The following is a 12,429-nucleotide window of genomic DNA, read 5'->3' as shown; positions in this document are numbered from 1 at the left end:
CGATGGTGCTGAATCACGTGAGCGGAGAACAGGCCGCCGTGCTGCGTCACGGCATCTCCGGACCGGACAGGCGACTGCAGCCCCTGGCTCACGGCGTCCTGGTCGGAAACGGCGCGGAGACTTCGCACGAATTCATCCGGCGCGAGGAGTCCGACGGCACGGGGGTCGAGATGTTCGTCTACCGGATGGGCCCGCAGACCTCGGCCTTCTTCAGCGGCCTGGCGGATCTCGGGATCGCCGAAGTCGCCTACCAATCCAGCCCGGGCGCCGCGCTGGAACGCTTCCGGATCGATGTCAGCGGTCGACCGGAACTGCTCGCCGAATGGCGAGGCTGTCTCTCCGACCTGGCCGACAGCCCGCCTCCCGCCTAGTCCACCGTCCTGACGTTGTCGTCCGAGTTGCGGTCGATCCACTTGTTGTAGGGATCGACGCCCGCGAACGACGGCTTCTTCGTCGTGATGAAGCGCAGGGTCTGCACCCCCGTCCGAATGGGACGGCGCTCCAGCAGGATGACGTCGCCCTCGTTGAAGCGGCCCTTGCCCGGCTCGGCGCTGAACAGGCCCACGTCGAAGCTTTCGTTCAGCGGCGCGTCGGTCTCCTTGCCCTGCCCGTCCGCATACAGCTTGCGGGCGTCGACGGTGATCGTGACGTCCCAGCGGCCGTCGGCGCGGCGGGTCGCCGTCGAGCCGGTGGTCTTGACGTCATACAGGGTGATCTTTTCGAACAGGTCGGTGATCAGGGCCTGCTTGTCCGCCGGCGCCTCGGCCCGCAGGGCGGCCACGAGGTCCAGGGAGCGGGGATAGGGCGCGCCCTTGAAGGCGTATTGCGCCAGCACCCGGCGCAGGGCGCGATTGACCGCGTCCTCGCCGATCTGATCGCGCAGCAGGTACATGACCAGGCCGCCCTTCTGGTAGTGGATGTACTGCTGGTTCTCGTTGCGGAACAACGGCATCTCTTCCAGCCGCTCGGTGCCGCGCGAGCGCAGGTAACGGTCCAGCTCGAACTTCAGGAAGCGGCGGATCTGATCCCGGCCGTACTTCTTCTCCATCACCATCAGCGCCGAATACTGCGCCAGGGTTTCCGACAGGGTGGTCATGCCCTGCTGGTTGGAGCCGACGATCTGGTGCGCCCACCACTGGTGGCCGAACTCGTGCGCGGCGACATAGGTGACGTAGTCGATCTTGGTCGGGTCGCTGAGGTCGGCGATGAAGCCGAGCCCTTCAGACCAGGCGAAGGTGTTGGGGAAGGACTGGGCGTAGGACGCGTAGTCCGGGAACTCCACGATCCGCGCCTGATGGAACTGGTAGGGGCTGAAATTGGCCTGGAAGTAGTCCAGCGACGACTCCAGCGCATCCAGCATCCGGTCCACGTTGCGGGTGTGGGCGGGGTCGTGGAAGACGACCAGCTCGACCCCGTTGTGCTCGCGCCGGGTCTGGGCGTAGCGGGCCGACTGGATCGAGAAGAAGTTCAGCACCGGGGACTCGGTGACGAAGCGCGCCGTGCGGCGGCCGTTCGCCGTGACGTCCGAGCGCTTGTCGCCGGGCGCGACCACGGTCTGGTCGGCGTCGGTCGTGACGGTGATGTCCGCCGTCACCCAGTCGGCGCCGATGTAGTTGTGCGCACGGGCGCTTTCGTCCTCCAGCTTGGCCGGACGCAGCTCGGCGGGCAGGCCCAGCTTGCGGCGCTTGGCGCGGTCGGTCAGCAGGCCGCGGCGATCCATGCCGACCGTGGGCGTGAACTCGCCGTTGGTGACGAAGGTGCCGTTGTCGACCAGACGGGTGGTGTTGCCGCTGTTCTTGAAGCCGCGCTGCTCCAGCACGGTCTCGAACTGCACGGTGCGGCGCTCGCCCGGCTGCATCGGGGTGTCGAAGCGATAGATGCGGTAGTCGAACTCCGGCCACTCGCGGGCGACCGTCGCGCCCTGCACGAGCAGTTGCTTCATCTCCAGGTCGTCGCTCCAGCGCAGGTGAACTTCGCGCAGGGGCTGGTCGGTCTTGTTCTCCAGTACATAGCTCCCGCGCGTGGTCAGCTTGGGCGCATGGGGATGCAGGTCCATGACCAGACGCACGTCCGAGACCGACGGCTGCGGCTGGGTCTCGTAGCGCAGCAGGGTCTTCTCGGCGTCGGCCTGAAGCCGCTCGGTCTGGCTGTCGGTGCGGTACTCGTTCCAGACGTTGGTGTTCGTGTAGATGAAGACGCCCAGGCCCACGAAGGCCGCCAGCGCCACGCCGCCGATCGCGCCCGCCGGGCCCATCAAACGGCGCGGGAAGCGCTTGAGACGCGGCCACAGCCGGGTCTCCGTACCGCGACGCCACAGACCATAGGCGATGACCAGCAGCACCACCGCGAAGGCGGTCCAGTAGGCGTCCAGCCAGGCGTTGAACCCGGCGTAGTCGCCCGTGCCGTTCATGTCCGACAGCGGCACCCCGATGCCCCGGCCGTAGGCGTAGAGCACGTGGTCGAAACCGAGGTTGGACAGCACGATCGTCGAGATCATGTAGACGACCATGATCGCCCAGCCGACGAACTTGTTGGGCGACAGCGCCTGGACGAAGATCGCCAGCACGGCCAGCAAGCCGAAGCTCACGGCCTGCGGGATGACATACCAGAACAGGTATTTGCCCAACTCGAAGTCGGTGTAGCCCTTGATGGTCTGAACGACGACGCCCGCCACCACGCCGATCAGGGCGGTGGAGATGAGCACCAGCGCCAGCGCCAGGGTCTTGGGAACCAGGAAGGTCCAGTCCGGGGTCGAGGTGGCGTCGATGATCTCGTGCACCTTGCGGTCACGATCGCGCCAGACCAGCTCGCCCGAATAGTAGATCGCGATGACGATGGAGATCAGGCCGAAGGCGCCGGTCAGACCGGTGATCGCCACGCGGGTGACCAGCAGCAGCGGCGCGCCGTAGATCTCGCCCATGAAGAACAGGGTCGCCACGGCGAAGGCGAAGCCCAGCAGGATCAGGACGACATAGGCGGGGCTCTTGAAGATCAGGGCCGTCTCGAAAGCCGTGCGCGAGACCAGCCGCGCCACGCCGCTGGCGAAGCCATGGCTCGGAGCCGGCAGGTCGCCCAGGGGCGCGGACACGGGCGCGGCGGCCTCGGCCAGCGCGCGCAGGCGCTCCTGCTTCTTCGGCTTCGCGCCCTTGGCGGCGGGGCGGTAGAGCAGATAGGCGCCGGCCAGCAGGGCCGCGCCGACCGCGACCCAGATGACCCGGTTCCACAGCAGCACGCCTTCCAGCGGCGGGTTCAGCGTGTTCCGCTCGGCCGCCGTCCAATATTTGGTGACCAGCGAATAGGCGCCGCTGCCGAAGGGCTCGGCCCAGGCCAGGGCGGTTTCAAACTCGGGTTTCGTGCCCAGGGCTCCGGTGGTGCCCAGATAGACGATCAGGACCGCGACCACGCCGACATAGGTGGCCATCATCGACCGGGTGAGGGTCGCGAGAGTGAAGAACAGGGCCGAGGTCAGGAACAGGCCCGTCAGGCCGAAGACGCCATAGGCGTAGAGATAGTCCTGCGGCCGGAACGCGCCCACCGTCTCGGGATCGACCCAGGGCATCATCGTGCCCAGCAGGGTGCCGATGGAGATGCTGAGGTAGCAGAGCGACACCGCCGCGAACGCGCCGAAGAAGCGACCGTACAGATAGGCGCCCTTGGTGATCCGGGTGCTCTGGATCATCGGCCCGAAGCCGGTCTGGGTGTCCCGCGCCACGACGTTGGCCACGATGGCCGTGGTGGCCAGCATGAAGAAGACGTTGAAGATGATGTGGGCGACGGACAGGGCGTAGGGCGCGTTCTTGTGAACGTTGCCGCCCGATCCCAGCGAGACGTTGTCGCTGGCGACCGCGCCGAAGGCCAGCAGGCCGAAGACGATGGCGATGACCCAGAACGCCGGCTGGCGCAGCTGGTAGCGGAACTCGAAGCTCGCGATTTTGCCGAACATGGGGATCAGGCCGCGCGGCGGGTCTTGGCGACGGTCGCCAGATAGACATCCTCAAGGCCGCCGGGCGCGCCTTCGAAGCCGTCTCCCGGGTGGTTGTCGGCGAGGACGTGGATCACGGTCCGGCCCGCCAGCAGACGGGTCGAGATGACCTCGTAGCGCTTCTTGAAATCGGGCAGCTCGGCCTTGTCGATGATCCGCTTCCAGATCCGGCCCTCCAGCGTGTGCTGCAGGTCGGCGGGGACGCCTTCCAGCTGGATCTTGCCGCCGGCCAGCACCGCCATGCGGGGGCACAGGTCGGTCACGTCGCCGACGATATGGGTCGACAGGATGACGACGACGTTCTCGCCCACCTCGGCCAGCAGGTTGAGGAAGCGGTTGCGCTCCTCGGGGTCCAGACCGGCGGTGGGCTCGTCGACGATGATCAGTTCGGGGTTGCCGATCAGGGCCTGGGCGATGCCGAAGCGCTGGCGCATGCCGCCCGAGAAGCCGGCCAGCGCCTTGCCGCGCACGGGCCACAGGTTGACCTGGTTCAGCAGCGCCTCGACCGTGGCCTTGCGCTCCCTGCCGTTGGCGATGCCCTTCAGCACCGCCATGTGATCGAGCATGTCGTAGGCCGAGACCCGCGGATAGACGCCGAAATCCTGGGGCAGGTAGCCGAGCACGCGGCGCAGCTTCTCCGGCTCGCTGATGACGTCGATGTCGCCGAAACGGATCGAGCCCGAGGTCGGGGTCTGCAGGGTCGCGATCGACCGCATCAGGGTGGATTTGCCGGCGCCGTTGGGTCCCAGCAGCCCGAACATCCCCTTGGGAATGGTCAGGCTGACGTCATCCAGTGCGCGAGTCCCGTTGCCGTAGATATGGGTCAGGTTCTCGATCGTCAGCATGCCACGCCCTCCGTGAAGGGCGGCACCCTGTCGCGCCAACCCTTCTGCGGCAAGTTAAACATGGGTCAGAAATGCGTTCGCTCAACCTATGCGCGGCGCCGCTATGGGATTGGCGTTCCACAGGTTAGAGTAGCGTCGTACTTCCCGCAGGACCCGACCCGACACGTGCTGAAAAACCTGCTGCCCAGCAAACCGGGAACGGAGCCCCTCGCCGAGGCGCTCATCGCTTGCCGCTCGCACTTCGTCTGGGCGGCGGTGTTCTCCGCGCTCGTCAACCTGCTCTATCTGACGCCGACCCTGTACATGATGCAGGTGTACGACCGGGTGGTGCCGACCGGCGGCATCCTGACCCTGACCCTGATCACCTGCGTGGCCGTGCTGGCCCTCGGGGCCCTGGCCGGACTGGACTGGCTGCGCGGACGGCTGATGCTGCGCGCCGGTCTGCGGCTGGACCGCATGCTGTCGGGCAAGGTGCTGCAGCGGGTCATGGACCTGCAGGCCAAGGCGCCCAACACCCAGGCCCTGCGCGAGTTCGACAACGTGCGCGGCGCCATCGGCGGCCAGGGCATGCTGGCCCTGTTCGACGCGCCCTGGACCCCGATCTACCTGCTGTGCTGCTTCCTGCTGCACCCGGCCATCGGCGTGCTGACGCTGGTCGGCGGCCTCACCCTGTTCACCCTCGCCTGGCTGAACGAGCGCGACACCCGCCCGCGCCTGAACCGGGCCATCCAGTCGCAGAACCACGCCTACGCCGCCCAGGAAGGGATCGCCGGCCAGGCCGAGGTGGTCCGCGCCCTGGGCATGCGCCAGTCCTCCATCGCCCGTCAGGTCGAGCAGCGCCGCCACGCGACGGCCGCCCAGGCCGACGCCCAGCTGGCCGGGGGCCGCTACTCCGGCGCGATCAAATTCCTGCGTCTGGTGATGCAGTCCGCCGCCCTGGGCCTGGCCGCCTATCTGGCGGTGAAGGGCGAGATCTCGCAGGGCTCCATCATCGCCTCCTCGGTGCTGCTGAGCCGCGCCGTCGCGCCGGTGGAGCTGCTGGTCGGGGTGTGGCCCAACCTGGTCCAGGCCGTGGCCAGCTGGAAGACCCTGACCGAACTGTTCGGCGCCACCGCCTCGGTGGAGCGCGAGCGCACCGCCCTGCCCGACCCCAAGGGCCGGCTGCAGGTCGAGGCCGTGTCGGTGAAATTCCCGGAGACCGAGAACCCGCAACTGCGCGGCGTCGCCTTCGCGCTGAAGCCCGGCGAGACCCTGGGCGTCGTGGGCGCCAGCGGCTCGGGCAAGACCACCCTGGCCCGGGTCGTCGCCGGCGCGCTGAAGCCCCAGGCCGGCGCGGTCCGCCTGGACGGCGCCGAGTACGAGGCGCGCGAGGGCGACGAACTGGCCCGCTGGATCGGCTATCTGCCGCAGGTCCCCAGCCTGTTCGCCGGGACCATCAAGGACAACATCTCGCGCTTCGCCACCGCCACCGGCGTCGATCAGGAAACCGCCGACCGCGGGGCCGTGAAGGCCGCCATGCAGGCCGGCGCGCATGAGCTGATCCTGCGCCTGCCCAACGGCTACGACACCCTGCTGGGCCCGTTCGGCCAGGGCCTGTCCGCCGGTCAGGCGCAGCGCGTGGCGCTGGCGCGGGCGCTGTACAACGAGCCCGTCCTGCTGGTGCTGGACGAGCCCAACTCCAACCTCGACCAGGAAGGCGAGGCGGCGCTGATGCAGGCCATCCTCGGCGCCGCCGCGCGCGGCGCGGCCGTGGTCATCATCGCCCACCGCGCCGGGGTCCTGGCCCGGGTCGACCGGCTGCTGATGATGCGCGACGGCATGGTCCAGCTGGAAGGCCCGCGCGAGGAGGTGCTCGAGAAGATGCGCGCCACCACGCCGCGCGGCCCCGCCCCGACCGCGCCGCAACAGGCGCCGGGTCAACCTCAGCAAGCCCAGGGCCGGATCTCCAGCTCCGCCCAACCGCCGCGACGCAGCCAATGACCGACGCCACAGCGCCCCAGGACCCGGCCGCCCCCGCGCCGGAGACCGCCGCCGCGCCGCCGCCTCTCGCCCTGCCCGAAGCGCCGTCCGGTCCGACGGTCGTCGCCGACACGCCGCGGCTTGAGCTGTGGATCGGCGGGATCATCATCCTCGTCTTCTTCATCATCGGCCTGGGCTGGGCCGCCATCGCGCCGCTGGACGCCGGCGCCTATGCGGACGGCCAGGTCGCCGTCTCGGGCAACCGCCAGGCGGTGCAACACCGCGAGGGCGGCGTCGTCAGCGCCCTGCTCGTGGCCGAGGGCGACACCGTCCAGCGCGGCCAGATCCTGCTGCAGCTGTCCAGCGGCGAGCTGAAGGCCACCGAGCGCGGCGTGGCCAGCCAGGTCTACGCCCTGATCGCCCAGCGCTCCCGGCTGGTGGCCGAGCGCGACCGGATGGGCTCGATCCCCACGCCGCCGGAGTTCGCGGACCTGGCGCCCGAGGACGCGGCCCTGGCCCAGGAGTCGCTGCGCATCCAGCAGCTGCAGTTCGGGGCCCGCCGCACCGGCCGCTCGACCGAGACGGGCGTGCTGAGCCAGCGGATCGCCCAGCTGAACGACCAGATCGACGGCTATCAGCGCCAGATCGAGTCCAACCAGGAGCAGCAACGCCTGATCCAGGAGGAGCTGACCGGCATGCGCGGCCTGGCCGAGAAGGGCTATGCGCCGCAGACCCGCGTCCGGGCGCTGGAGCGCACCGCCGCCCAGCTGGACGGCGAGCTGGGCTCCCTGCGCGCCCAGATCGCCCGCTCGCGCGAGGCGGTGGGCGAGACCCGGCTGCAGATGGCCGGGGTGAACACCAAGATGGGCGAGGACGTCGCCGACCAGCTGCGCCAGATCGACGTGCAGCTGAACGAGCTGCGCCCGCGCATGATCGAGCTCCGGGCCCAGATCGCCCGCAACGAGGTTCGCGCCCCGGCCACCGGCCAGGTCGTCGGCCTGACCATCTTCACCCAGGGCGGGGTCATCCAGCCGGGGCAGACCCTGATGGAGATCGTGCCCAACGACGCCTCGCAGGTGATCGTGGCCAAGGTCACCCCCACCGACATCGACAACCTGCGCATCGGCCAGACCACCGAGGTCAAGTTCCCCGGCCTGCGCGAGCGCAACCCGCCGATCATCCACGGCACGGTGAAGAGCATCTCCGCCGACAGCTTCACGGTCGAGGAGACCGGCGCCAGCTTCTACCGCGCCGAGATCGTCGTCCCCGCCAACGAGCTGGCCAAGCTGGGCCGGGGCGCCGAGGTCCTGCGTCCGGGCGCGCCGGTGCAGGTGGTCATCCTGCTGCGCAAGCGGACGGCCCTGGCCTATCTGCTGGAGCCGCTGACGAACAACCTGTGGCGCTCGGGCAGCGAGCAGTAGGGGCTAGGGGCTAGGGGCTAGGGGCTAGGGGCTAGGGGCTAGGGGCTAGGGAGATGCTGTTCCAGCGCACTCGCCAAATGCTCCCACGGCCCCAGCCTAGACCCTAGACCCTAGACCCTTCTTCTCCGCCCTGAACCGGTGCAGCAGCGGCTCGGTGTAGCCGTTGGGCTGTTCGGTTCCCTCGAACACCAGGGCCCGCGCGGCCTGGAAGGCGAGGCTGGCGTCGGGGTTCGGGGCCATGGGCTCATAGAGCGGGTCGCCCGCGTTCTGGGCGTCGACCTTGGCGGCCATCTTCAGCAGGGCGGCCTCGACCTGATCGGCGGTGCAGACGCCGTGCAGCAGCCAGTTGGCCATATGCTGGGAGGAGATGCGCAGGGTGGCGCGGTCCTCCATCAGGCCGACGTCGTGGATGTCGGGCACCTTGGAACAGCCGACGCCCTGGTCGATCCAGCGCACGACATAGCCGAGCAGGCCCTGGGCGTTGTTCTCCAGCTCCTCGGCGACCTCTTCCCCCGACCAGTTGCGGCCCTCGGCCAGCGGGGCGGTGAGCAGGGGGGCGAGACCGGGAACCGGCTGCGCCGCGATGGCCTCGCGCAGGGCGAAGACGTCGGTCTGGTGATAGTGGAGGGCGTGCAGGGTGGCCGCCGTCGGCGACGGGACCCAGGCGGTGTTGGCGCCGGTCTTCGGATGCGCCGCCTTCTGATCCAGCATGTCGGCCATGCGGTCGGGCGCGGCCCACATGCCCTTGCCGATCTGGGCCTTGCCCGACAGGCCGCAGGCCAAGCCGATGGCCACGTTGCGGGCCTCGTAGGCGCTGATCCAGGCGGAGGACTTCATCTCCGCCTTGCGCACCACCGGACCGGCCCGCATGGCGGTGTGGATCTCGTCGCCGGTGCGGTCCAGGAAGCCGGTGTTGATGAAGACCAGCCGGTTGGCGACCTGCTTCAGGCAGGCGGCGAGGTTGGCGGAGGTGCGGCGCTCCTCGTCCATGACGCCGACCTTCAGGGTCCAGCGGTCGAGGCCGAGGATGTCCTCGACCCGCCCGAACAGGTCATTGGTGAAGGCGACCTCGTCCGGCCCGTGCATCTTGGGCTTCACGATGTAGATCGAGCCTTCACGGCTGTTGCGGAAGCGGCCCCGTCCCTTGAGGTCGTGGACGGCCGCGGCGGCGGTGACCAGGGCGTCCAGCACCCCCTCGAACACCTCCGAGCCGTCCGCCAGACGGACGGCGGGGGTGGTCATCAGGTGGCCGACGTTGCGCACGAACAGCAGCGACCGGCCCGGCAACGTCACGGTCGAGCCGTCGGGCGCGGCGACGACCTTGTCCGGGTTCAGGGCGCGGGTCAGGGTCTGGCCGCCCTTCTGGAAAGTCTCGACCAGATCGCCCTGCATCAGGCCCAGCCAGTTGCGGTAGGCGGCGACCTTGTCGGCGGCGTCGACGGCGGCGATCGAGTCCTCGAGATCGACGATGGTCGAGAGCGCGGCCTCCAGCACCACGTCGGAAATCCCGGACGGGTCGGTCGCGCCGATGGGATGGGCGGGGTCGAAGACCACCTCGATGTGCAGGCCGTTGTGCCTGAAGACACGGCCCGCTTCCGTCTGGCCCACATACTGGCCGGGGTCCTTCAGGGCTATGCCGCCCGAAGGATCGCCGAGGTCGGCCCACGATCCCTGGGCCAGCGGCACGGCCTCGTCGAGGAAGGCTTTGGCGCGGGCGACCACGCGGGCGCCGCGGGCGGCGTCATAGGGCCCGGGGGGCGGCAAATCGCCCAGGGCGTCCGTGCCGTAGAGGGCGTCATAGAGGCTGCCCCAGCGGGCGTTGGCGGCGTTGAGGACGAAGCGGGCGTTGAGCGCCGGCACGACCAGCTGCGGCCCGGCCAGGGTCGCCACCTCGGCATCGACCCGGGTGGTCGCGATGGCGAAGGGCTCGGGCTCGGGGACCAGGTAGCCGATCTCGCGCAGGAAGGCGGCGGCGGCCGCCGGGTCCTGCGGCCGGCCCGCGCGGTCGATGGACCACTGGTCGATCCTGGCCTGCAGGTCGTCGCGCACGTCCAGCAGGGCGCGGTTGCGGACGGCGGCGTGGGCGAACAGGTCGGCGGCGCCGGTCCAGAAGCGCTCGGCGGTGATGTCGAGGCCCGCAAGCACTTCGACCTCGATGAAGTCGGCCAGTTCCTGTGCGACCTGAAGTCCGGCGCGCGGCGTCATCGACATGGGCGTCTCCCGTGGGGCGAGGCTGTAACATTCCGTGATGACGCGGGGGAAGTCGAGGGCCATTTCGCGGGTGCGAAGGGATTCCGCACTGGGAAAAAACGAGTGCGAAGAGCGCCAAAGTCGTGCGGATCGGAAACAACGAAAACGGGATGCCGTGCGAGATCGTCCATCTTCGCACGCCGGTACGTCAGGAACGGACGCGTCTCACCGCCCCATCGCCTTGAACGGGCGATGGAGAGGTGATGCAGTGTCCCCATGACCTGGCTCCGCCTCCACTGGCCTCTCGCCGTACTGATCCTGATCGCCGCGTCGGGCGTGCTGTGGCCGGTGTCCGGAGGCTGGCTGTCGCGGATCGCGCTGGCGTGGGACATCGGCGTCGGCCTGTTCCTGGTCGAGAGCGCCGTGAAGGTGATCCGCACCCGGTCGGCCGATGCGATCCGCAAGCGCGCCTCGGCGCTGGACGAAGCGGGCCCCGCCATCCTGCCGCTGGCCCTGATCGCGGCGGTGGCCAGCGTGGTCCTGGTGGTCGGGGAAGCGGCGCAGGGCGGCGGCGGGCCCGCTATCCTGGCCCTGGTCACGGTCGTGCTGTCGTGGCTGTTCGTGCACGTGATCTTCGCCTTCCACTACGCCCACGTCTTCTATTCGGCGGGCGACAAGGGCGACCGCGGCGGCCTGCTATTCCCGGGCGACGACCCGGAGCCCGACTACTGGGACTTCCTGCACTTCTCCCTGATCATCGGCGTCGCCTCGCAGACGGCGGACGTGCAGATCACCGACCGGGGCGTGCGCCGGACCTCGACCGTGCACAGCCTGGCGGCCTTCGTCTTCAACACCGTGGTGGTGGCCCTGACGGTCAATATGGCGGTGGGGCTGCTGGGCGGATCCTGAGCCTCACGCCTTGACTTGAACACCTTTGCAGGCCATTTGCCCGCTGCACCGCACCATTTGCGGTCTCCGGCGTCTCCAGCGCGTGTGGGTCTTCCTCCCCGAAGATCTGACTGTAGCAGCCGCCGGCTCCTCAAGATTCATTCGCTGCCCGGACACGCGGGGCGGCGCCCGATCCACCCCGAAGGTCTCACGCTTGAGGCCCTTATCGGGACTGGCGGTGCGCGGCCCTGACGGCTTACGAGCCATGGCTGATGCGCGTCGCCGCATGCGAAAGAAACCGCTCCGTGAGCAACAATACCTTTGAATCCATGGGCCTGAATCCGGCCCTGCTGCAGGCGCTGACCGCGGAAGGCTACACCACGCCGACCCCGATCCAGCAGAAGGCCATCCCGGACGTCATGGCCGGCAAGGATCTGCTGGGCATCGCCCAGACGGGCACCGGCAAGACCGCCGCCTTCGCCCTGCCGATCCTGCACCGCCTGGCGGCCAACCGCGTCGCCCCCCTGCCCCGCACCACGCGCTGCCTGGTGCTGTCGCCGACGCGCGAACTGGCCACCCAGATCGGCGAGAGCTTCAAGGCCTACGGCAAGCACCTGGGCTTCCGCGTCGCCGTGATCTTCGGCGGCGTGAAGTACGGCGGGCAGGAACGCTCGCTGAACCAGGGCCTCGACATCCTGGTCGCCGCCCCGGGCCGCCTGCTGGACCACATCCAGCAGAAGAACCTGGACCTGTCGGCCACCGAGATCTTCGTCCTGGACGAGGCCGACCAGATGCTGGACCTGGGCTTCATCAAGCCGATCCGCCAGATCGTCAGCCGTATCCCGGCCAAGCGCCAGAACCTGTTCTTCTCGGCCACCATGCCGTCGGAGATCGGCAAGCTGGCCGGCGAGCTGCTGAAGGATCCGGTCAAGGTCCAGGTGACGCCGCAAGCCACGACGGTGGAGCGGATCAACCAGTCGGTCATCCACATCGAGCAAGGCCGCAAGCGCGCCCTGCTGACCGAGATGTTCAGCGATCCCGAGTACACGCGCTGCCTGGTCTTCACCAAGACCAAGCACGGCGCCGACAAGGTCGCGGCCTATCTGGAAGCCGGCGGCGTCGAGTCCGGCGCCATCCACGGCAA

At 69.1% G+C, this 12,429-nt stretch carries 8 protein-coding genes; 5 read left to right on the top strand and 3 right to left on the bottom strand.

Going from position 1 to position 12,429, the window contains the following annotated elements; genetic code table 11:
- The coding region (locus Q0C81_RS08550) for a hypothetical protein (RefSeq protein ID WP_291836456.1) at positions 1-371 on the top strand (371 nt) is incomplete at its 5' end.
- Here the strand turns inward: Q0C81_RS08550 and Q0C81_RS08545 are convergent.
- Both Q0C81_RS08545 and Q0C81_RS08540 read right to left on the bottom strand, forming a co-directional pair.
- Positions 368-3,943: a M1 family aminopeptidase gene (locus Q0C81_RS08545; protein ID WP_291836455.1), complete on the bottom strand. Its 3,576-nt coding sequence runs from the start codon at positions 3,941-3,943 to the stop codon at positions 368-370. The two genes, Q0C81_RS08550 and Q0C81_RS08545, sit on opposite strands and share 4 nt — an antisense overlap.
- Positions 3,944-3,948: 5 nt before the next feature.
- Entirely contained in the window at positions 3,949-4,827 is an 879-nt protein-coding gene (locus Q0C81_RS08540; protein ID WP_291836451.1) for an ABC transporter ATP-binding protein, read from the bottom strand.
- A 165-nt stretch (positions 4,828-4,992) separates the two neighbouring features.
- On the opposite strand from Q0C81_RS08540, the gene Q0C81_RS08535 reads away from it, so the two are divergent.
- Positions 4,993-6,807 (top strand): type I secretion system permease/ATPase, encoded by a 1,815-nt coding sequence (locus tag Q0C81_RS08535; RefSeq protein WP_291836448.1) that lies wholly within the window; start codon positions 4,993-4,995, stop codon positions 6,805-6,807.
- Positions 6,804-8,207 carry an HlyD family type I secretion periplasmic adaptor subunit gene (locus tag Q0C81_RS08530; RefSeq protein WP_291836445.1) on the top strand — a complete coding sequence of 468 codons (1,404 nt, stop codon included), beginning with the start codon at positions 6,804-6,806 and terminating at the stop codon, positions 8,205-8,207. The genes Q0C81_RS08535 and Q0C81_RS08530 overlap by 4 nt, the downstream gene beginning before the upstream one ends.
- 96 nt (positions 8,208-8,303) lie before the next feature.
- Here the strand turns inward: Q0C81_RS08530 and Q0C81_RS08525 are convergent, their stop codons facing one another.
- A complete protein-coding gene (locus Q0C81_RS08525) occupies positions 8,304-10,418 on the bottom strand; it encodes a malate synthase G (RefSeq protein ID WP_291836442.1) in 2,115 nt (704 codons plus the stop codon).
- Positions 10,419-10,673: 255 nt separating this feature from the next.
- Here Q0C81_RS08525 and Q0C81_RS08520 point away from each other — a divergent pair, with 255 nt between their 5' ends.
- Both Q0C81_RS08520 and Q0C81_RS08515 read left to right on the top strand, forming a co-directional pair.
- The gene (locus tag Q0C81_RS08520; protein WP_291836439.1) at positions 10,674-11,306 is read left to right on the top strand and encodes a DUF1345 domain-containing protein; all 633 of its coding nucleotides are present in this window, start codon (positions 10,674-10,676) and stop codon (positions 11,304-11,306) included.
- Between the two features lie 308 nt (positions 11,307-11,614).
- Positions 11,615-12,429, top strand: an 815-nt coding sequence (locus tag Q0C81_RS08515) for a DEAD/DEAH box helicase (RefSeq protein ID WP_291836458.1), incomplete at its 3' end; no start/stop codon positions are given.

The sequence above is a fragment of the Brevundimonas sp. genome (genome assembly GCF_023259385.1).
GTDB lineage: Bacteria > Pseudomonadota > Alphaproteobacteria > Caulobacterales > Caulobacteraceae > Brevundimonas.
This window is presented reverse-complemented; position numbering and strand designations above follow the sequence as displayed.